Here is a 20,451-nt window from a genome sequence, read left to right as displayed (position 1 = left end):
ATGGCGAGCCCTTTCAGGCTACGCATGCGGTCGGCGTCGCTGCTGCGCCGTATTTTCTCCAGGCGCTTCTTGAAGTTCGGCACGGTCGGCGCCTCTGGCACGGTGGTGAACATAGGCGTGTTGTACCTGGCGCAGGAGTTCCTGTTCAATACCGTGCAGATGCCCGAGATACGGCTCAACCTGTCATTGGCACTGGCCATCTTCTTGGCCACGCTCAATAACTTTAGCTGGAATCGGCTATGGACCTGGGCCGACCGCAAGCCCTATCTGCAAGTGCCATGGCCCGCGCAGTTCGGCCAGTATGCGCTGGCCTGCAGCCTGAGCATCGTCTTGCAGATTGTGTTTACCAACCTGCTGGCGCCGCATTTTTACTACCAGATCGCCAACCTCATCGCCATCGGCGTGACCAGCGTGCTGAACTTTTTGCTCAACGACATCTGGACGTTTGGGCGCACCAGGCTGGTGGTTGCTGCCAAACAGGGGCGGCACTGACTCAGGCAAACGCCAATATGCGCGTCCCTTTGTCTGTAGAACCTACATTAATAACAAAATTCGGCTCGTTGCACCAACAGTGTCACGTAAGCCCGCTTCACCGGCGTACCCTCTTTGGCGCACATTTCAAGCAAGGTGGTTTTACCCACCTGCCGTGGGCCGGTCACCATCAAAACAGGAAAGCTGTCGCTGATGGTCGTCAGCGTGTGCCGCCTAATTCTTTGCGAGCCTGACCCCGTCACTGCGAGCCCCTCCCGTCACTGCGAGCGAAGCGTGGCAGTCCATGCAGCTTGGGGCATGGCTTCATGCGGTTGAATTTCCTATCTTTTGAGCCATATCAAGTAAAAGTCAGAGCAACAATGCTTCAATGCGACGGCTGTGGCGTGGCTGGCAGACATGATTGAATAAAGAAAAGGTCAAAAACGGACAGCCGTGATCTGCAACAAAAGGTGAACAACCACGGGTTTGTTGCAACGATGACCTCGGTCGAGGTTTACCCGTTTGATTGGCGCTGGCTAAATGGCTTTTTTACACAAAGGATGGGCAATGTCTGCGATACGCTATATTTTTTCTGTATCACTCGCCTGGGCAGTGGCGTTTTCAACGGTGCTATTCGCCCAAACTGCACAAGCGGCCATACCGGTGTCGCCCACCTTCGCCGTGCGCGGCCTGCCACCCGGGGTGCTAGCCCCACTGACGGGCAAACCAGTCTCAGCCCATGCGCCTTTTGAAGCAGGCGAATGCAATCTCTGCCATGTCAATAGCGACCCCAAGCAACCCGGGCCGTTGATCAAACCAGTGACGGAACTGTGCCTGGGCTGCCATGAAGAATTCCCGGGTGTGCTCAAGCGCGCCCACGCACACCCCCCGGCGCAAACCGCCTGCACCAATTGCCATAACCCACACAACGCCAATTACCCCAAAATGCTGCTGCAAGAAACCGGCCAGTTGTGCACCGGTTGCCACAAGAAGATTGCTGAAATCCATGCCACCGCCAGCGTGCCGCATAAAGCACTGAGCAACGGCGCCAAGTGCCTCAATTGCCACAACCCGCACGCCAGCGAGGTGGAGGCGCTGCTGCGCCAGCAACCCTTCGACCTGTGCCTGGGCTGCCACAACGTCGATACCATGATCGGCGCCGACGGCAAAAAACTGCAAAACATGAAAGCCTGGCTCGACAACAACCCAGACTGGCATGGCCCGGTGAAACACAAAGACTGCGTGGCATGCCATCAGCCGCACGGCGGCAATAAATTCCGGATGCTTGATGGCAACTATCCAAAAGAGTTTTATGCCCCTTACAACCCGGACGCCTACGACCTGTGCTTTGGTTGCCACAAAGAAAAGGCCTTCTCTACCGCCCAGACCACCACGCTGACCCGTTTTCGCGATGGCGAGAAGAACCTGCATTTTGTCCACTTGCAGCAACCCGGCCGGGGCCGTACCTGCCGCGCCTGCCATGAAGTACATGCTTCCAAGCAAGACAAACATATCCGCGACGGCGTTCCTTATGGCTCGGGCGGCTGGGTGCTGAAACTCAACTACCAGCAAACGCCGACCGGTGGCTCGTGCGCGAAAACTTGCCATCAAGAGCGCAGCTACGAGAACCGCAAGGCACCTTAAATGCCGCTGCCAGCCATCAGGCGCCTGATCTTTTTGCTGGTCGTGTTCCAGGCGCTCGCGGGCATGGGTCTGGCGGCCAGCGCCCATGCTGACATCGGCACGCCCGTGGCCAACCTCGAGATGACAACACTACAGGGCGGCAAACTGCCGCTGTTGGCCGAGAGCGGCAACACCGCGCTGTTTTTCTTTCGGCCGCAGCAGGCGCGCTCACGCGCGGCGATGCAATCGCTGGTGCCTTGCCTGAGCGAATTTGCTGACAAATCAGTGCACCTGGTGGGTGTGGTCTCGGACGCAGTAGCGCTGCCTGAAGTCAGCGCGCTGGTGCAAGAAACCGGTTTTACGGCTGCGGTGCTGGTGGACCCCGGCGACGCGCTTTATGGCAGTCTGGAGCTGGCCATGCACCCCGTAGTGGCGGTGATCGGGCCAGACCACAAGCTGGCCGCGTTTGAACCCTACCGGACAATTGATTTTTGTGCGGTGTTGCGCTCGCGCCTGCACCTTCTGTTGGGTGACATCTCCGAGTCGCAGATGCAGCAAACGCTGAACCCCGAGCGCGCCAGCGAGGGCGGCCAGACGCAACTAGCACGCCGCTACCAATCCATGGCTGCCATGCTGTTCAAAAGCAAGAGCTACGACAAAGCGCTGGCAAGCGTGCGCCAGTGCCTCGCGCAAGACCCCAAGCTGGCGAGTGCGCACATGCTGCTGGGGAAGATTCTGGCCGCCCAGGGCCATTGCGATGAGGCCAAGACGGCCTTCGCGCAGGCGCTGGCGCTGGACGCCAGCCTGAGTTCGGCCAGCCAGTCCGCATCGGGCTGTCCGGTGGCGGGCTAAAGCCTTGTAAATGCAACTCAGAAATGCCGCTTCGGCGACCGTGTTCGCGCTACTGCTGGCGGCCACTGAGCTCGCGGCGGCGGAATCTTGTCAGTACTGCCACCGCTCGATGACAAACAACAAGACGGTTCACGCGGCCGTTCACATGGGCTGCAGACTCTGCCACGACAAGCTGGATGTCAGCAAAGTGCCGCACTTGAACAAGGGACCTTTCCCCAAAGGCCTGCGTGCTGAGGTGCCAGCGCTGTGCATCAGTTGCCATGAACAGGCCCTGTTTGAGGGCAATATGGTGCATGCCCCGGTCAACACCGGCTTTTGCCTGGAATGCCACAACCCTCACGCCAGCAACTACCCCGGCCTGCTCAAGATGAAACCGGCCTCACTCTGCCTGAACTGCCACCCCGACATCGAGAACAGCGTGCATGTGGTCCAGGGTATCAGCACCAAAGGGCATCCACTGGGCAACATAAAAGAAGATGTACCAGACCCCAAGCGGCCAGGCAAAACGTTTTATTGCGCCAGTTGCCACGAGCCACATCGCTCCACCCTGCCCAAGCTCACCCGCTATGGTGTCGGCATGACTTCTTGCCAAACTTGCCACGACAAATAGTGGCAGGCCAGGGAAATTAATTGGAATCTGACCCCAATTAATTCGTTTTCATCCCGAAGGCGGTGACGACAATGGCCTCAATGCCATCGACTTGGCCAGGCTTCAGAAGAACCAGTTCTTTCGCGTTCTTACGCCGTTCTGGCATTTGGCCATTGTTGGTGTGAATCCATTGAATCAGCAGATTAATTGTCTTGTCTGGAAGGTCATAATTTTTGTCGATCTGCGCAAATGCGCGGTCATATCCGTGCAGGTATAGCGCTTCGTCAATGACGGTTTGAGCCAAAGCTGCATCAGCACAAGCTGTGACGTATTTGGCTGCTTGTTGGCCAGACCAGTGCGCATAGATTAGCGGTGTCGATTTGAAGTCAAAAACAAAGTCGCTGTCGCTGATGTGCATGACGTTCCACAACTTGCGTGCGGGCAGGCTAAAGGACTCGAGCGTGCTTAAGTAGTCCTTTTCATTTTTCTTCATCGCCACGGACAACGGCAGGATTGCCGGACTGCCGTTCACATCAGGCAGCACACCCTTGAAGTTGAGCGTGTGATGTGCGAGAAGGCGAGAGATCCGTCCATTTCCGTCCATGAAGGGGTGGATGAAGACGAAACCAAAGCTCACCAAGGCTGCCTTGATAAATGGTGGGACTTCGTCCTGTGCATTTGCCATGCGCATGAAGCCGTCCATCAACATCACCATGCTGTCCGGATCTGGCGGCACGTAACGAATTCCCGCAGCTCCTCGGCCACCGCGTTGCAGCCAGTTCTGGGAGGTCCGAAACTGCACTTCGGCTTTCATCGGGTTGCTTATTACCAAGTTTTGCAGCTCAGTCAGGTAATCCTCCGTCAGGGGTGTCTTGTCACGCAGGCGCGTCATTGCTTGCAGGAAGGACTGTTCTTTGTCAGGGGAGGGCACTTCATTTTCGATGGCGTAAGAGTCACGTGTCTCACTCAGGTAAGCCCAACTCATAACGCGGTCCAACAATTCGGCATTCTTGGGGTCACCCGCCCATTCACGAAGCCGCTCCAGGGTCTGGATACCTGCCTGCTCCAGTTCCTCGTCGCGCTTGACGACCGGGCAGTATTCGTAGGGACCGATGCCATTGAAGATCACACGGTATTTCTGGTTGCGCTCCCAGATTTGACCGGTGTAGTACACAGCCGGATCAAAAATCTCCAGGTAGTTGCCGCCGGTTGTTTCCTGTGGCAACGGCAGGGCTTGGTGATTAGCCTTTTCCCAAAAGTAAGCGGCCCGGCGCAGGTAGCCGCCTTTGGGCTGGCGAGCCAGGCCGGCCAGGAGCCCAGCCGCCGGCACCAGTCGCAGTGCCTGTTCGAGGATAGGAATTTGAATGGTTTCGTAGCGCAGAGCGAACAGCACATGGCTCAATATGCTGTCATCATCCGGTGCAACCTGTCGCGGGATCGCGAGCAGGTCTGGCATGGATTCCACCCGAGTCACGGGTTTGATCCGGGCAGGCTGCTGAAGCGGCATCATGGGGATACCGATCTTGGAGAGAAGAAATTCGTAACCGATCACGGCAACCTCATTTTTTTGCTAGCAGACGAAGATTTTATGTATTTGTGCTAGTTATTACAGGTTTTTTTGTATTGACTGCTGATGTTGGGATGATGAGGCAAGACGGTATCACAAAGATGGGGGTCAGGTCTCGCACTATTACAAACCCCGCTCGTGTTGCATGATTGCAAGACCTGACCCCATTTCCTCCCGAATCAGGCAACCGCCAATTGGTCCAGCGGTTGCATTTGGATCAATTCATTGTGCAATTTGGCTTCGGCCTGCCATAAGTCGTATTTGCTCTGCATATCCAGCCAAAGCTGGGCACCATTGCCAAGCAAGGTTCCCAAACGCAATGCCATTTCAGCAGAAACACCACTGCGCTCTGCCAAGACGGCGTGCAGTGTTTGACGGGACACGCCCAAGTTGCGGGCAAAGGCACTGACGGACATGCCCACCAAACTTGGCAGCACGTCTTCGCGCAGGATGGCGCCGGGATGTGTGGGGCTACGTTTACGCATCGTCAACGAGCTAAGAGGCGAGCAAATCAACAACCCTTTGCTGCTGCGCCTCGGTGAGCCCCACCCAAAGTGGTAGCCGGATCAGTCGTTCGGACTGGCGGTTCGTTACGCTCAGTTCGCCGTGCGCCCTGCCGTAGTGTTGACCAGCTGGTGACGAGTGCAGTGGCACGTAATGGAACACCGACGAGATATCGTGGCGCCTGAACCTGTCCAGCACTGCCTGGCGATCAGTTTGCGGGGCAAGCAGCACGTAGTACATATGCGCGTTGTGCTGGCAGTCGTCCGGTACGATCGGTCGGCGCAAGATGCCCCTGGCTTCGAGCGGTTCCAGCAACTCGTGATAGTGCTGCCAGCTTGCCAGGCGCTTTTGCGTGATCCGGTCAGCCTCTTCCAGTTGCGCCCATAAAAAAGCGGCAATCAACTCGCCTGGCAAGAACGATGACCCCGCCTCTTGCCAGGTGTACTTGTCCACCTCACCCCGGAAGAAGCGGCTGCGATCAGTGCCTTTTTCCCGGATGATTTCAGCGCGCAACGCCAGCGCGGGGTCATTGACCAGCAAGGCACCCCCTTCACCGGCAATCACATTCTTGGTTTCGTGAAAACTGTAAGCACCCAGGTCACCGATGCTGCCCAGCGCGCGCCCCTTGTAAGTGGACATGATCCCCTGCGCCGCGTCCTCCACCACTTTTAATTGATGGCGCTGGGCGATGGCCATGATGGTGTCCATCTCGCACGCAACACCCGCGTAATGGACGGGCGCAATGGCACGCGTGCGGGGCGTGATGGCGGATTCGATCAGCCGCTCATCCAGGTTAAGCGTATCTTCACGAATATCGACAAAAACCGGTATGCCGCCGCGCAGCACAAAGGCATTGGCGGTGGACACAAACGTGTAGGACGGCATGATGATCTCATCACCCGGCTTGATATCAAGCAACAGGGCCGACATTTCAAGCGCAGCCGTGCAAGAGTTTGTCAGCAGTGCTTTGCTGCAACCAGTGCGCTCTTCCAGCCAGGCGTGGCAGCGTTTGGTGAACGGCCCGTCGCCCGCCAGGCGGCCGTTGAAATGCGCCTCGGCGATGTAATACAACTCCTTGCCCGTCATGTGGGGCCAGTTGAAGGGGATAAAGTTGTTTTGTCTAGGGTTCATGCGGGGTATTCTCGTTGGGCAACCACGAGCCGGGAGCCACCGATGGGCAGGGAAAGCCCCAGCTTGAGCAACAGGTGTTCGAAACGCATGACGTTCGCCAATACGCCATCGAGTAACGGATTCAGTTTCAGGGCTTCACTGCCACCGCTCGTTCCGGAACGCCGCGCGGCGAGGCGCGACGCCAACATGAGCGGCAACAAAAAGGTAACAAAAGAGGTGCTTCGCACGATTTTGAATCCTGCGGCTTCAATTTTTGCATGGAGTTCCCGCGCGCTATATCGCCTTTGATGGCAAGCCTCTTCGTCCACGGGGCTCCATAGCCATTGGTGCTGCGGCACAGTGATGAGGCACCCGCCGCCCGGCTTGACGGCGCGAAAAAGGTTATTCAAGACCAGCTCATCTTCGGCAATGTGCTCGATGACATCGAACGCGGCCACCACATCGAACTCTTCTGCATAGGGTAGTTTCCGGGCATCCATCTGGATGAGCTCTGCGCTTGGCAGACGCCTGGCCGCAAAGGCCAGGCCCGCAGTGTATATCTCGCTGCCCGCGACACGCACGGCTGGAAACGCATTGGCAATGCCAGTGAGCACAAAACCAGTGCCGCAGCCAACCTCAAGCAAAGACTTGAACCCCGGAAAGTATTTGCGCAAAGACCACAGAATCAAAGCGTTTCTGGTGCGGAACCAGAAATGGCCTGCCTCGGCCTGCGCCAGCCCTTCGAAGCTTTCCGGGAGAAAACCATCATTGCTCTTGGCCAATTCGGGCGCCCAGGCCAGAAAGCCGTCCAGCCGCTCGGGCTTGAAGCCGCAGTTGGCGCAGCCCGTTGTCCGATCGATGTTACCGGCGCCACAAGATGGACATAAGATCATGGCAAATTCAAGTGGCAGGTGAATGGTTTGGAAAAACAAAATAACGGAACAAAAGAAACAGTACGCCGGCAACTACCACGATGGCCAAGGCCTGAATGATCTGGTGGGGGAACAACAACCGGTCTGAGAGTACATACAACATCAGCACGTTCACACTGTATCCGATCAGATGCGCGATCACGTAGCGCAACACACCATGGGGGGTAGAGCCGCTGTATGAAAACGAATACTTTGCGTGACCAAAGTAGGCTGTCAGGGCACCCACCGGGTAAAGCAGCGTGACCGCCACCTTGGGATCAAGCCACAACCAGGTTACCAGCAGGTAAATCAGGTAGCCCAGCAGGTTATTGAGCACTCCGACCACGCCGTAGCGGGCCACCTGGGTCAATACCGCCATGAACCGTCCTTTGGCGACCACGCTAGTCGTCCAGCAGGGCGCGCAGGTGCTGTCGATCCACCTTGCCGTTGGGATTTTTGGGCAACTCGGACATGACGATGAGTTTGTTGGGAACCATGTAATCCGGCAGAAGGTCGGCCAGTGCCTTGAGCAATACCCTGTCGTCGGGTTGTCCCGGGCAGGCGACATAGGCGACCAGCTTGCCATAGGCCGCATTGGTTCGATGGTAAACAACCGCGGCTTGCGATACCTCGGGCAGTTTCGCGAGGGCGTGTTCAATTTCTTCCAGCTCAATGCGGTAGCCCATGTGTTTGATCTGATTGTCCTTGCGCCCGATAAAGTGGAGCATGCCAGCCTCTTCCCGCACCAGGTCGCCAGTTCGGTACATGCGTTTCATGTAACGGTTGGATTCGGTCAGCGTGTGGAACGAGGCCGCCGTGCGCTCCAGGTCGTTGAAGTAACCGGCGGCCACGTTGGGGCCGATCAGGCACAGTTCACCGCTGGACGCATCGTGTTCTTCTTCATCCAGAATGCGGTAGTCAAAGTTGGGATTGAGATGACCCAGGGTGGGCAAACCCGTCAGATCAAGAAAATCTGCATCTCCGAGTGTGTGGCCACTGCAAATGCAGGTGCATTCTGTCGGGCCATAAACGTTGACCAGGCTCGCCTGGCCTGAAAACCGGTCATAGAGTTTTTTCAACTCGATCTTTGGATAACCCTCGCCACCAAATACGATGGCCCGCAAACTGGCCAGGCCCTGCGGCGTCATCGCCTTCATGGCCATGAGATAGATCAGCAGGGAGGGAACCGAGAACCAGATGGTGCAAGCCATACGGCCGATGTACTGCACAAGTTCGTAAGGGTTGGTCAGCAGTTCCCGGTACACCGGCGTCAGTGCGGCGCCTGAAAACAGCCCGACGTAAAAATCAAAAACCGAGTTGTCGAAATACATCGGACTCAGGTTGGCGAAATTGTCCTGATCGGTAATGCCAAAGCGTTGCTGACCCCAGGTGATGAAGTGCAGCACGTTCTGGTGGGTGACCGCGACGCCTTTGGGCACGCCTGTGGATCCTGATGTGAACATGATGTAGGCGATGCAGGCGCCGTCCACCCCCCGCGCGAGGCGCTGTTGCAGCGCCAGGTCGGCATCAGTGACCACGGGCAATGTTTTTTCGTCCAGCATCAGCAGGCGACAACCCTTGGTTGCTGCCAGTTCAGTCATTGCGTCCTGGTAGGTGGGATCATCGAAAAAAAGCAGCGCGGCATCGCTGACCTGAAGAATGCGGCCGGTGCGCGCTGTTGGGGAGGCGACATCAATATTGACATAGGCAATTCCCAGGCGGATCGCTGCCAGCATCAGGGCGTAGGACAGGGGCCGCTTGTTGTGACCAATGGCGATGACATCGCCCCGATGGCATCCCTGGGCGAGCAGCAGTGCTGCCAGGGCGTTCACCCATCCGCTTAACTCGCTGTAGCGGTATTCGCGGTCGGCATAACGCAATGCCGGCCGCATGGCATAGGTAGCCAGGACTTCATTGAACAGCAGGGCGAGGTTGAAATGGTAGTTAGGCACAATAAATACGACTCAATGCGCTATTTGTTGAGGGTAAAAAAAGGGTAGGCAGCCTGGGACGGGACGAAGCCGGTGGATTCACACAGGGCCATGGAGCCCGCGTTATTGGTGAAACAGTCCCAGAGCGGGCGCACCCCCTGCGCAAGGCAGTGCCTGTTGAACAGGGTGACGACCCGTTTGCCCAATCCCAGATGCCGGTACTCTGGCAAGGTGAGGACGTCAATTTCTGCCCGGCCATCCGCGACGGCAGCAGCGTAGCAGATGGCCGCAGGTTTTTCACTGACCCAGGCCACAACAGCGAGTGCCTTGCGGATGAAGTCCTCGGGGCTGCGCCAGAATCGGCCAACCACACCGAACCGGCTTTCGATTGCCGCCACATTGCCCTGATGGACTGTTGTGATTTTGATATCCGAGACCATGGGTTCGAGGCTATTGCCAGCCCAGTCGCTGGCGGGATCAAGAATGAACCGCTGGCGCTCTGAGCGCAGGGCGTCACACTGCGTTGACTGCAAAAATTCAGGAAGATGGGGCGTATATAACCGAACCTTGGCTGGCGCAAACCCTTTGTCCACCAACAGATATTCCTGCAAGGCCGCCTCGAAGGGTGGAACCGGTGAACCGAATATCTGGGCGAATCCAAACTTGTGCTCTACATAAAACTGGGTTGGAGCGTCTGAATTGCTGCCATAGACCATGCCGTCCTGCTCGTCTAGCAGCACGGCGCCAATGAGTGGAAAAAATTCTTCCAGCGTGCGGTACAGCAAATAAACGGCAGGATAGGCTGCCTTTTTCAGCTCGACCATATCAAATCTTCAGCCCACCATTTACGTCCAAAACGACGCCATTGATAAAGTCGTTTTGAATGGTGGCGGCTACCGCCTGGGCAACTTCGCTGGCCTCTCCAAGGCGGCGAAGCGGCGTGTTGGTCTGGATGTGTTTCAGGGCTGATTCACTCAAGGCCCGATGCGTGGACTCGGTGCCAATGAAACCCGGCGCCACGGCATTGCAGCGGATGCCCCAGCGGCCCAATTCTTTGGACCATGTGACAGTCAAGGCGTTCACCCCTGCCTTGGCGGCAGAATAGGCGGTCTGACCCTCGTTGCCTCCAGCGCTGATGGAACTGATGTTGACAATGGCCCCCTTGGTTCTGCGCTTGACCATGTGCTCCACCACCGCTGAGGAAACAATGAAAACCGAATCCAGGTTAACAGTCAGTGAATCACGGAAACGGGTGTAGTCATGCATCATCCCCGCTGGATTCATGATATTGACGAAGGGCTCGCTGAAGATCACACCGGCGTTGTTGACCAGGATGTCCAGGCGGCCATGACGCACCACCACGTCTGCCACCACGGCCTTGACCTGCTCGGGATGGGTGACGTCCATTTGGACGCCCTCAAGGGGCGCAGGGAGATTTGCCAGGGTTTCAGCATTCCTGTCGGCAACCACCACCGTCGCCCCCAACTCGGCGAGATGGGCGGCAATGGCCAACCCGAGCCCCTGTGCGCCGCCGGTGACCAGCGCCACCGTTCCTTTAATTTCCAAGTGCTACTCCCTTTTCTTCCAGTACGGCCAGGATCCCCGCTACCGACATCATGCGCAGAATATCGGGGATTTCCAGTGCGATGCCATATTCCTTTTCAAGGGAAACGACCAGATCCATTTGCTTCAGGGAATCCCAGGTTCCAACATCGGCCTTTTCGAGCCCCGGATGTATCTCCGACTCGCGCAGACCAAATACCTCAGCAAGAATAGCCACCAAACGTTTGTTCATTTCAAACCCCAAAATATTTCACATAATCTTCCGACGAATAGCGGAAGGGCTCGGCCGAACGGGCCAGATTGACAGCGTGGGATTTGGTGCACCTGGAAATCAAGGCATTGGCGCCCACGATGTTGTACTCCCCAACGGTGACATCGTTCACCACCGTTGCGTTCACCCCCACGAAACTGTTTCGCTGCACCTTTGCCTGCCCTGAGATCACCGTGCCCGCAGCGATCCAGCAATTCTCGGCAATACTGCTGTGGTGCGCCAAAGTGACGTTGCACCAAACCATGGTGTTGGCGCCGACGCACGCATGGGGTTCGATGACCGCAGCAGGCAGCACGATGCAGCCTTCGCCCAGCGGTGTTGTTGTGTAGACCCGGGCATCCGGATGGACATAGGTTTCGATCTCATACCCCATGCCTTTCAGTCGGGTGAACAACGATTCGCGCACCCGGTTGAGATCGCTATAGCCTGCCGCCATGATCACCCGGCAGCGCTGGGGCGGAAAGACTCCGCTAACCTGAGACAGCCCCACTGCCGTGAGCCCCTCGACACCCGGCTGGCTCAGGAAGTCATCATCAACCGTGAGACCAAGTACTTCATACCGCGCATCGTTGCGCAAGTATGCGTAAAGGATATCGGCTGTAATCGCATTACCCGCCAGAATTACCTGTTTTTTCGTGTTCATTTCCAATTCTCCATTACCGCCAAACCAAAGCCAGTTTTGCCGTAGTCATTACCGTTGTAAAGCATGTACATCAAACCCTGATGTTCGAACACGCAGGGATAACAGATCATTTCGCTATCCCAGCCTGTGGTGGCAACATCAATACCAGACAAGTCATCATTTCTGTCCCAGTGCCTGCCATCTGTGGAAGAAGCAAAACCGATGCGGTAGGTATCAATGAACCTGGTGGCACGATGGGCGTACCACATGAAGTAAGTGTCCCCGATTTTGATGACGCTCGGCCGGCCAAAAGCATATTCGTACTCATCGGCAAACGGCAGACACATGCCTGGGTGGCATGTCCAATCCACGCCGTTTGTGGACTCGGCGTAATGGATGCCGTAAAAATGCTTCCAGCCTTGGGGGGTCTTTTCCCAGCGGATGCCGGAGTTGTACCAAGTCTGCCAGAGATCATCCGACACGTGGAATGCGGTGGCTGCTGCAAAAAGAGGATTGGTCTTGTCGCGGCCAAGTACCGGTCCTTGGTACTCTCTCGTGAGGGTGAGTTGGTCTGGGTCAAGCACCGCCCGTCCCGTGTCGCAGATCCACAGGCTTTCGGGAAGGTTCTGCCAGCCCACGTAATACAAATAGATGGATTCCTTATGCTTGACCAAACAAACGCTGATGACCCCATCGCAATCGAAACAACAGGGTTCCCCGGGCAACAATGCGAGCTTCGGACTACCCTCAAGCACGACCTGCCCATTCGAAACCGTGGCGTAGGACAGGAATATATGGGAGCGTTGCCGGGCATCCCTGCGGGTAAACGCAATGACGTAGAGATCATCCTTTAAATGAACCGCGCAAGGATGGGAACCATGGGAATATTCGTTGCCAACAGGCTCAAAGAGCAGCCCTTTTTTTTGCCATGGGAAGGGTTTGTGGCGAGTCAGATAGCGCTTCATCCTGATCAATCCGACCTGTCGCTGTTGGTGAGTGAATCGCGGAGCGCCGACTCGATATATTCAACCCGGCTTAAACCGCGACGCTCAGCCTCCCGATAAATGCGTTCACGCAGCGCGGGCGTCACACCTTCCAGTTGACCAAAATATCGGCTTCGGATAGTGCCACCCCGCTTGCCCAAGTGGGGGATATCAATATTGAGGGGTAGCGGATCATTGGAGACGCAGAACTCGATAACGTAGAAGCAGTTACTCAGTTCCCAGGTAAGCTTTACCGACCGTACCGTATCGGGCAGCAGCGACATTGGCGGGGTACAGGCATACAGCGGGTTGTTGTTCACGAGCATCTTGCCAAACTCGGTATTCGTAAGCCAAGGCGCAAGGCCCTCATCACCAATCACAACAGCCCCGCCTGGCCTTACGACACGGTTCATCTCGGAGATGCCCTTGGCAATGTCCGGGAACAAATTGATGCCGCCAAAATGATAGGCTGCGTCAAAAACGTCGTCGCAAAAAGGGAGATCCGTGGCGTCACTGATGGAAAAATGAAGCCTAACCCCAGAGCTGGATAACTCGCCTTGGTAACGGGCAACGCCAGCGAGCAGCATTTCCTTGGCAATGTCCTGCACAAAAATTTCCCCCGAGCCCGACAAAGCACGAACCAGATAAGGCAGATCGTTACCAGCCCCAGCCCCGGTGATCAGTATCCGTGCCCCTTTGGTTAGCCCAAGACGGGCAATGAGGCGCTCCCTGAGACCGGCTTCGTCGGTTTCAAATGTCGAAAACACCCAGCGCAGTGCGTTGTCATGCAGTTCAGCTGCATTTACCTTGGCATATTCATTGGCATCCTCGGGTTCGCTGGCGAAAACAGGAACATTGGTACCAGAGGCAAAAGGGAATAAATGTCCATTTGAGCATCGAAGCCCTTCCGGAGACTCATTTAGGGGTGCCCGGTGACATCCGGGCTCGGTGCAACAATAGGAGGAATAGTTGGACATAGATTATTTTTTTTGACAAACGACCCAGAACACGCGTTCGGAGATACCGTAGTAATCGTTATCCGCGAAGCCGAAGGAAAAATTGGTAAACCAGCGGGAAAAATAGACCTCAATCTGTTCCTTGGTGGCAAACGCGTGCAAGCGATAACCGTCACGGTTGCCATAAGGATCTGACTTGATGACGTACGAACCGTCTTCAAGCGCCACTGCATTGTTGAATATGTAGGATGACCGGCAGGCAACGGATGCAACAAGGTAGGCGCCGGGTTTCATGACACGGGCATACTCCATCAGATTGTCGGCAAAGGAATCGCCCTCGTCACAGTAGTAGCAACAATGACATGCGAGGATATAGTCAAAATACTGGTCGTCGAACGGTATGCTGCTGTTTCTGCCAACCCGCAAATCAGCCTCATAACCCAGCTTCTGCAGTCTGTCGTTGGTCTGATCAACGATGCCTTGGGTAATTTCTATGCCGCTGACGGCAAGACCTTGATCACACAGGAAAACAGTATTCCTGCCGTCACCGAAGGCAACATCGAGTACCCGGTCTCCGGCCAGTGGCTTTCGAAAGGACAGTGCTGGGTAGTTGGCCAGGAAGGTGCGGACCACGAACTCTGTCGGGTAAACCTTGGCTCCAGTTTTTTTGGCGTAGAACTGCTCGTAACTGGTATTAATGTTTTGAGATGGATCGTCCATAGACCTCCCTGATGATTGTGTAAGGCCGCTGCTTGGTTTCCGAGAAAATCTTGGCAAGGTATATCCCTATCACGCCGACAAAAGAGATGACCATGCCGCCGAGCAACCATATTGAAACCATCACCGAAGTCCAGCCATCAATGGCACGGGACAGCGCCAGTTTGTTGAATATGAGGAACAGGGCAAAAGGCAGCGAGCAGGCAAAGATGAACATGCCCATGTAGAAAATGAGTTTGAGCGGTACCGCACTGAAGGAGGTAATGGAATTGGTTGCATGCTCAATTTTCTTCGACAGACTGTAAGTGGTGGCGCTTGATTGGTGTTTGTTCACCACCGTCGGGCACTGCTTGAAGCCAGTGATCACCCAGAGGCAGGAAATAACCATTTCCCGCTCACGAAACCGAAGGAGTTCATTCACGTAGCGTCGCGACATCAACCTTGCGGTGACGATATTGCGCGGATGGTTGATATTGCACAGCCAATTGAATACAGAGTAATACAGCTCGCCGCTCCAGCGCTCGAACCAGTTGCCCTTGCGCGTTTGCTGGACGCCGTAAACCACATCGGCTGATTCTGCCGCCATGATCGAGGAAAAATCCAACAGCCATTCCGGTTCTTCCTCAAGATCAGTGTCTATGAGGAATAGACGCTCACCTTGGGCGTGTTCCAGGCCGGCGACCATTGCCTTGTGGTGGCCAAAATTACGCGAAAGGTCAACCACGACAACGTGCTCATCGCTCTGGGTGAGTTGCACGGCAAGGTCGAGGCTGTTGTCGGGTGAGCCGTCGTTGACCAGCACGATCTCAAAGTCTTCCCCGACGAGCTGTCTGGCCGCGGCACTGGCCCTTTGATGAAACTCGGTGATGTAGGGCGCAGATTGGTAGAGGGTGGCAACAATGGAAAGCTTCATGGGCTGACATTCCTCATATAGCGGTGCGACTCTTTGCCGCAGTTGAACAATAGGTCGAGGATGCTGACGCCATGGGTGAATTCGCCCCAAAGTTGCGAGTATTCAGGAAAGCCAGTGTAGTCAAACCAGGTCAGCTTGATGTCCATGTCGCTGAACACCTGCTCTTCGATGTAATCCCTGGCCGCAGGGCCGGAAATATATTCGGTGCCGCGCGCCTGTGTGCAGAGGTCGGCGAGGCGCTCCGTCTTGCCGTCAAGCAGCGTGTAATCCCATGAATTGGTCAGGGTTGTCCTGATGCCCAGGTAATTGCAGATGGCTTCGATGAAACGGCGATTCAGTTGTGAGAGATGGCTGTACGACTCGCCCATATAGAGCGGCTCCAGCCAGCCAGCGATCTCTGCAAAACAAGGCGCGCGGCGATAGTTCTGCGCCAATGCTTTCCAATGTGCAGCGGCCCAGTCGGCGCCATCTATCTCGGTGTCACGGATTTTCTGGTGATATTTGCCCTTGACCAACACAGGGACGGTTAGCCACTGCACACCTTGCGCGGTCTTGATCTGATTGCGGTTGCGCCAGTCGCGCCGGGTGTACTGCATGTCGTCGTAGAGAATGAACTCGTCCACCGCCGCGATCATGTCGAAGTAGCCCTTCCACGGGATGTAGTTGGACTGGAGTATGGCGACCTTTTTCAGTTCAATTCTCCTGCCCAGAAACTATCCCCGTTGGCTGCAAAACGTGCTGCGCTGGCCCGCCATTGCTGCGAGTCTGATCGCAGTCTGGCAAGTTCATCGGGCATCAGTGCGTACATCGTCGGTTGGCGGTCAAGAAGGTGGGCGCATCTTAACGGATAGAGGAGCGCTCAGACCTTGACCTACGGCAGTGATATCCCAATTGTCCCGTTTATGGCCACCACTGTCTCGACTGTTGTGTACACGGTGTTTCATTACATTCCGCTGCATTCATCGCCGCGCGGCCAGGTGGTGGGGCGCGCAGCGGGGAGCATGGCAAATACTGACAGCATTTCTGACCGCCTGGTGCGCCTGCCCATGTGGCTGGGGCTGGAAGAGCACTTGGCCGAGGTGATTGCGGAGGTGGTGGCGGCTGTTTGAAAGGGGACGCTACCCTTTTTCCCTGCGCCCTTTTCACGAAATTTTGTGGGTTCCTTCCAGTTTTGCCAGCGCGCTGTCAAACGTGCCCAGCGGCACATGACAGGCTTTTCTGGCAATTTCGAGCACCAAGCAATCCGAAAAACCCAAAGCCGCCTTGGCCCGGAACTGTGCCACCACTTCCCAGAGTTCAATCTCGCTTCTTGGTTTCATCGCGTCAACCCCTTACGATCCCGCCCCGCATTCCCTAGCCTTCGCCCGCTTGACGCAGCACGGCTTGCAGCAGCCGCTCACTCAAGAAATACTCTTGCAACTGCAGCGCCAACAGCAAGGGTTGCACGGCAGGCAGCAGCCCCAGGTTTTTCGCCAGCACCAGCAGACCCGCCGTGCCGGTGACGGCGATATGCGCGTGCGCTGCTGCCATGCGTCCACGCGCCTCGTCCACGATCACCAAGACTTCATCGCCTTGGGCCATACTTTGGCGCGCCAGAACCAGTGCGCTGGCTTCGCCCATGTCGATCTGGTGCAAGTTGACCCAGTCGCTGCATTGCGCCAGCAAGAGTTCTGTCATGGGCACCGTTTCAAGCCAGGGCTGCTGCAAGGCCTGAAGCAGGCTGGCCGTATCAGGGAAAACCCCGCCCAGGGTGATCTCGTTGACCACCAGTTCAGTTACCGACACCTTGCCGAATAAGCCGGGCAAGAGCTCGAGCTGCCCGATGCGAGCCAACGCAATCAATGGCCCGGCATCGGAGATGACGATCCGCTGCATGGCAGTCAAGCCGGTGCTCAGCGCCGGGCTGGTGCCGAGCTTGTGTCGCGCAACGCTGGCTTGACCCATGCTGCCGCCGTTGCAACCTCTTGTGCCAGGGCTTGGTCGTCGTAGTCCACCACGGGCAGGCCCAAACGCGCCAGGCGCGTCAGCATGGTGGCGAGGGATTCGCCTGCAATTTTGGCTGCCGAACCCACTGAAACCTCTCGATTCTTGAACAGGTTGACAGCCATGGCTTGGCGCGCATGGACAAGATCGGGGACGCCGGCCAGTTGTTCAAAGCCGATCAGCATGGCATCGGGCTTGTCACGATTCATGACGATCACCATGTCGTCGCGCGCCTCACGCAGCGCGGTGGACGGATTGGACTTGAGCTGGCGCACATTAACCACATGCATGTTGTTCTCCTTTGATGTAGGAACAATTAAATTATAAGTTACACAGGCCGGGACTGTTCATGAGTGGTGCGCCTGCCCATGTGGCTCGTGGATTAATTGGGGTCAGACTCCAATTAACCTGCCAGAGCGTTGCGCGCGGCCTGTGCCGCTTCGTGTTCGAACGCAGGCGCGAAATCGTCAAGCTCTTTGCGCGTCAACCCTGCCTCCGGGGACATCGCGAGAGCTTTCCAGTTTGAGAAAGCCGCCATCACCTCGCTCAAAACCTGCAGCGCCGCACCAGGCGCACCCAGCTCGGTCAACGCCGCAAGGTTCGGGTTGTTTTTGCGTTCCTTGGCATGGGGGCGTGCAATAACGCGCCGCCCCCAGGCATCTGGCGCGGTGTCCGCCAGCGCGAGGTGAAAGATCGAATCGGCTCGATACCGCGCACGGACCTTGAACAGCGACCTCGTCACTGAGCCGGCAACCATGCCACCGATTCGGCAAAGCCACGGCGCGTCACGCCCGGTGCCAGGGGGTCAATGCCCGGCCCCTGGTCGATGATGGTGGCACTGGCCGCAGCGGTGTCTTGCATGATGGCACGCAGGCCACGGGCCAGGTAGGGCGAAGTGGCGCGTGCGGTTTTGATTTCGACTGCATGCAGTGCGCCGCCGCGCTCCAGCAGCAAGTCCACCTCGGCACCACCCGCCGTGCGCCAGAAGTGCGCAACACCATGCGGATGGGTCAGAGCTTCGCGGCGCAGCAGGTCTTCGATGACAAAGGTTTCCCAACTTGCGCCGCGAATGGGGTGGCTGTCGAGCACGTCCAGCGAATCGATATTAAGCAAGTGATGCAGCAGGCCGGTATCGCGCAGGTACAGCTTGGGTGCCTTCACCAGCCGCTTGCCCACGTTGCGAAAATACGGCGGCAGTCGGCGCAGCAGAAAGCTTTGTTCCAGAATGTCCACGTAGCGCGCAATGGTGGGCTGCGAATGGCCCAGCGACGCGGCAAACTGGCTCAAGTTTGCCAACCCGCCTTGCGCGTGTGCCAGCATGGTGAGGAGTTTGCGCAGCAACAATGGGTCTGCCGCCACGCCCATGGCGGGCAAGTCACGCTCGGCGTAGGTGCGCAAATAAGCCTCCCACCAGTCCCGAAAATTCCCGCCGCGCCCGGCTGCACCCAGGGCATCTGGGAAACCGCCGCATAGCCAAAGCGCGCGGTAGTCGGCCACGGGTGCGTCGCCCGTGCCGGCCTCTTGCACGGTGAGGGGGCCAAGCTCCAGAATACCCACCCTGCCCGCCAGACTCTCGGCCACCTGGCGCACCAGAGTAGGCTGTGCCGAGCCCAGAATGACAAAGCGGCCCATGCGCTGGCGGTCGGCATCAATGGCGCCGCGCAGTGCATCAAACACGATGGGTAGACGCTGTGCTTCGTCCAGAATCAGGCCCTTGCCCGCGCGTGCGTCCAACTGGAAACGCGGGTCTTCGGCAAAGAGAGCCCGGGTTGCCGGGTCTTCCAGGTCAAGGTAAGCGAAGTCAGAAAACACCTGCCGTGCCAAGGTGGTCTTGCCCACTTGGCGCGCGCCAAGGATCAATACCGCCGGGAACTGACCGGCCAGTTGTGCCAAACGCGTGGAACTTTGTCGGAGGTACATATCGAGTTTATTCTAAATGTTAATTTAATAATGCACGATATCATCCGACGACAGGTGTTCATTGTCAAGCGCAAGAGGAATTTTGCAGGGCAAAGCTATGGTCTTTTGCGTGGTCACGCAAACCTGACCATTGCACTCAACTGAAGAAAGTAGTCGCGGTGCTCATTGCATCGCCTCCACGCATTTTTGCAGCGCTTGCAAATGCCTCGGCTTGTGCCCGGTTGCAAAGCAGTCCCGGATCACGGCTTGGTCCAGCGCACGCACGGCCTCTGGCTCCAGGCGGAGGTCTTCTAACAAAAACACACGCATGCTTTTCACGCTGACCGCCTGAAGCCGACGGGTCAGCACCAGCTTGTCGCAAATGGCTTTGGCCGGGCTGGCCATCAAAAACGACACGCCGTCTTGGCCAGACTCCATCCGCACCCCGATCGCAAACCACGCAAGCGGCACATGCGCGTAAGAAAAACGGCCCAGGGGCGTATCAAAAAGCCGCCCCCGTCGCGACGTGACCGAACTCACCTCCTGCACACCCTCCGGGATGAGCCCATGCCAACCCAAGGCAAACTCCAGCGACACATAAGACGGCCCCATCAGCGCATTGGCTAGCAGCGGCAAAGAAACCGGCGCTGAGCGCCAGCCGTTGCCCAGCACATATAAGCCCCTTCGCAACTGCACCAACTGCCCGTCGGCCAGCCAGCGGGCAATCTTGTCGTTGGGGCGCTTGTAATCGTGCAGTAGCGGCATCAGCGAACCGTGGCTGAACGGCACGCTACCAAACGCGCGGACTTGTTGGTCGAGAGTCATAGCGACCTATTTGTGCATGGATAATCGGTATTTATTCGATTATCTATGCAAATATTAGCCTTTAACCCATGGATTAATTGTGTAATTGGGGGCTTTATGCAGTGACAACCGGAGTCGTCACCAAACTATTAACTTGAGCCATATAAAAATATGGCTTTTTG

At 56.7% G+C, this 20,451-nt stretch carries 27 protein-coding genes; 5 read left to right on the top strand and 22 right to left on the bottom strand.

All coding sequences use genetic code 11. The features are described 5' to 3' along the window. On the top strand, positions 1-492 hold the full coding sequence (locus tag PHQ58_RS20950; protein WP_300115279.1) for a GtrA family protein: 492 nt from the start codon (positions 1-3) through the stop codon (positions 490-492). A gap of 47 nt (positions 493-539) precedes the next feature. On the opposite strand, the gene PHQ58_RS23700 is transcribed toward PHQ58_RS20950, so the two are convergent. Beyond that, positions 540-662, bottom strand: a complete 123-nt coding sequence (locus PHQ58_RS23700) for an AAA family ATPase (protein ID WP_367187357.1) — start codon at positions 660-662, stop codon at positions 540-542. A 376-nt stretch (positions 663-1,038) separates the two neighbouring features. Between PHQ58_RS23700 and PHQ58_RS20945 the strand changes: the two genes are divergently transcribed. Genes PHQ58_RS20945 through PHQ58_RS20935 form a run of 3 tightly spaced genes read left to right on the top strand, consistent with a single transcriptional unit; the run spans position 1,039 to position 3,556 of the window. After that, on the top strand, positions 1,039-2,115 hold the full coding sequence (locus tag PHQ58_RS20945; protein WP_300115276.1) for a cytochrome c3 family protein: 1,077 nt from the start codon (positions 1,039-1,041) through the stop codon (positions 2,113-2,115). Then, complete coding sequence (locus PHQ58_RS20940; protein ID WP_300115274.1) at positions 2,116-2,946, top strand: tetratricopeptide repeat protein; 831 nt, start codon at positions 2,116-2,118, stop codon at positions 2,944-2,946. It begins immediately after the preceding gene. Between the two features lie 10 nt (positions 2,947-2,956). Then, entirely contained in the window at positions 2,957-3,556 is a 600-nt protein-coding gene (locus tag PHQ58_RS20935) for a cytochrome c3 family protein (protein ID WP_300115271.1), read from the top strand. Positions 3,557-3,593: 37 nt separating this feature from the next. Here the strand turns inward: PHQ58_RS20935 and PHQ58_RS20930 are convergent, their stop codons facing one another. The 15 genes from PHQ58_RS20930 to PHQ58_RS20860 form a co-directional block, all read right to left on the bottom strand. After that, on the bottom strand, positions 3,594-5,087 hold the full coding sequence (locus PHQ58_RS20930; RefSeq protein WP_300115268.1) for a Fic family protein: 1,494 nt from the start codon (positions 5,085-5,087) through the stop codon (positions 3,594-3,596). 194 nt (positions 5,088-5,281) lie between these two features. Beyond that, on the bottom strand, positions 5,282-5,587 hold the full coding sequence (locus PHQ58_RS20925) for a HigA family addiction module antitoxin (protein ID WP_300115265.1): 306 nt from the start codon (positions 5,585-5,587) through the stop codon (positions 5,282-5,284). Between the two features lie 10 nt (positions 5,588-5,597). Then, entirely contained in the window at positions 5,598-6,737 is a 1,140-nt protein-coding gene (rffA, locus tag PHQ58_RS20920) for a dTDP-4-amino-4,6-dideoxygalactose transaminase (RefSeq protein ID WP_300115262.1), read from the bottom strand. After that, positions 6,734-7,648: a bifunctional 2-polyprenyl-6-hydroxyphenol methylase/3-demethylubiquinol 3-O-methyltransferase UbiG gene (locus PHQ58_RS20915; protein WP_300115259.1), complete on the bottom strand. Its 915-nt coding sequence runs from the start codon at positions 7,646-7,648 to the stop codon at positions 6,734-6,736. Before PHQ58_RS20915 ends, rffA begins: the two co-directional genes overlap by 4 nt. Then, on the bottom strand, positions 7,617-8,006 hold the full coding sequence (locus PHQ58_RS20910) for a GtrA family protein (protein ID WP_300115256.1): 390 nt from the start codon (positions 8,004-8,006) through the stop codon (positions 7,617-7,619). The genes PHQ58_RS20915 and PHQ58_RS20910 overlap by 32 nt, the downstream gene beginning before the upstream one ends. 22 nt (positions 8,007-8,028) lie before the next feature. Next, entirely contained in the window at positions 8,029-9,579 is a 1,551-nt protein-coding gene (locus PHQ58_RS20905; protein ID WP_300115253.1) for an AMP-binding protein, read from the bottom strand. A gap of 20 nt (positions 9,580-9,599) precedes the next feature. After that, positions 9,600-10,382 carry a GNAT family N-acetyltransferase gene (locus PHQ58_RS20900; protein ID WP_300115250.1) on the bottom strand — a complete coding sequence of 261 codons (783 nt, stop codon included), beginning with the start codon at positions 10,380-10,382 and terminating at the stop codon, positions 9,600-9,602. 1 nt (position 10,383) lies between these two features. After that, positions 10,384-11,124 (bottom strand): SDR family NAD(P)-dependent oxidoreductase, encoded by a 741-nt coding sequence (locus PHQ58_RS20895; RefSeq protein ID WP_300115247.1) that lies wholly within the window; start codon positions 11,122-11,124, stop codon positions 10,384-10,386. Then, the gene (locus PHQ58_RS20890) at positions 11,114-11,353 is read right to left on the bottom strand and encodes an acyl carrier protein (RefSeq protein ID WP_300115243.1); all 240 of its coding nucleotides are present in this window, start codon (positions 11,351-11,353) and stop codon (positions 11,114-11,116) included. The genes PHQ58_RS20895 and PHQ58_RS20890 overlap by 11 nt, the downstream gene beginning before the upstream one ends. Position 11,354: 1 nt before the next feature. Then, positions 11,355-12,035: an acetyltransferase gene (locus PHQ58_RS20885; RefSeq protein WP_300115240.1), complete on the bottom strand. Its 681-nt coding sequence runs from the start codon at positions 12,033-12,035 to the stop codon at positions 11,355-11,357. Next, on the bottom strand, positions 12,032-12,979 hold the full coding sequence (locus PHQ58_RS20880; RefSeq protein WP_300115237.1) for a hypothetical protein: 948 nt from the start codon (positions 12,977-12,979) through the stop codon (positions 12,032-12,034). The genes PHQ58_RS20885 and PHQ58_RS20880 overlap by 4 nt, the downstream gene beginning before the upstream one ends. Positions 12,980-12,984: 5 nt before the next feature. Continuing rightward, positions 12,985-13,974, bottom strand: coding sequence for a methyltransferase domain-containing protein (locus PHQ58_RS20875; RefSeq protein ID WP_300115234.1), 990 nt, complete (start codon positions 13,972-13,974; stop codon positions 12,985-12,987). A 3-nt stretch (positions 13,975-13,977) separates the two neighbouring features. Beyond that, on the bottom strand, positions 13,978-14,673 hold the full coding sequence (locus PHQ58_RS20870) for a class I SAM-dependent methyltransferase (protein ID WP_300115230.1): 696 nt from the start codon (positions 14,671-14,673) through the stop codon (positions 13,978-13,980). Further along, the gene (locus tag PHQ58_RS20865) at positions 14,648-15,583 is read right to left on the bottom strand and encodes a glycosyltransferase family 2 protein (protein ID WP_300115227.1); all 936 of its coding nucleotides are present in this window, start codon (positions 15,581-15,583) and stop codon (positions 14,648-14,650) included. The genes PHQ58_RS20870 and PHQ58_RS20865 overlap by 26 nt, the downstream gene beginning before the upstream one ends. Further along, on the bottom strand, positions 15,580-16,281 hold the full coding sequence (locus PHQ58_RS20860) for a WbqC family protein (protein ID WP_300115291.1): 702 nt from the start codon (positions 16,279-16,281) through the stop codon (positions 15,580-15,582). Before PHQ58_RS20860 ends, PHQ58_RS20865 begins: the two co-directional genes overlap by 4 nt. A gap of 204 nt (positions 16,282-16,485) precedes the next feature. Between PHQ58_RS20860 and PHQ58_RS20855 the strand changes: the two genes are divergently transcribed. Then, a complete protein-coding gene (locus PHQ58_RS20855) occupies positions 16,486-16,692 on the top strand; it encodes a DegT/DnrJ/EryC1/StrS family aminotransferase (RefSeq protein ID WP_300115224.1) in 207 nt (68 codons plus the stop codon). 33 nt (positions 16,693-16,725) lie between these two features. Here the strand turns inward: PHQ58_RS20855 and PHQ58_RS20850 are convergent, their stop codons facing one another. From PHQ58_RS20850 to PHQ58_RS20825, 6 genes are all read right to left on the bottom strand, one after another. Continuing rightward, the gene (locus tag PHQ58_RS20850; RefSeq protein ID WP_300115221.1) at positions 16,726-16,902 is read right to left on the bottom strand and encodes a hypothetical protein; all 177 of its coding nucleotides are present in this window, start codon (positions 16,900-16,902) and stop codon (positions 16,726-16,728) included. A 34-nt stretch (positions 16,903-16,936) separates the two neighbouring features. After that, the gene (locus PHQ58_RS20845) at positions 16,937-17,527 is read right to left on the bottom strand and encodes a DUF3368 domain-containing protein (RefSeq protein ID WP_300115218.1); all 591 of its coding nucleotides are present in this window, start codon (positions 17,525-17,527) and stop codon (positions 16,937-16,939) included. Further along, positions 17,476-17,856, bottom strand: coding sequence for a UPF0175 family protein (locus tag PHQ58_RS20840; RefSeq protein ID WP_300115215.1), 381 nt, complete (start codon positions 17,854-17,856; stop codon positions 17,476-17,478). Before PHQ58_RS20840 ends, PHQ58_RS20845 begins: the two co-directional genes overlap by 52 nt. A 113-nt stretch (positions 17,857-17,969) precedes the next feature. Continuing rightward, positions 17,970-18,323 (bottom strand): hypothetical protein, encoded by a 354-nt coding sequence (locus PHQ58_RS20835; protein WP_300115294.1) that lies wholly within the window; start codon positions 18,321-18,323, stop codon positions 17,970-17,972. Beyond that, complete coding sequence (locus PHQ58_RS20830) at positions 18,305-19,486, bottom strand: ATP-binding protein (RefSeq protein ID WP_300115212.1); 1,182 nt, start codon at positions 19,484-19,486, stop codon at positions 18,305-18,307. Before PHQ58_RS20830 ends, PHQ58_RS20835 begins: the two co-directional genes overlap by 19 nt. Before the next feature lie 162 nt (positions 19,487-19,648). Continuing rightward, positions 19,649-20,290 (bottom strand): hypothetical protein, encoded by a 642-nt coding sequence (locus PHQ58_RS20825; RefSeq protein ID WP_300115209.1) that lies wholly within the window; start codon positions 20,288-20,290, stop codon positions 19,649-19,651. Between the last annotated feature and the right edge of the window lie 161 nt (positions 20,291-20,451).

This window comes from Rhodoferax sp., from assembly GCF_028688795.1.
Classification (GTDB): Bacteria; Pseudomonadota; Gammaproteobacteria; order Burkholderiales; family Burkholderiaceae_C; genus Rhodoferax.
This window is presented reverse-complemented; position numbering and strand designations above follow the sequence as displayed.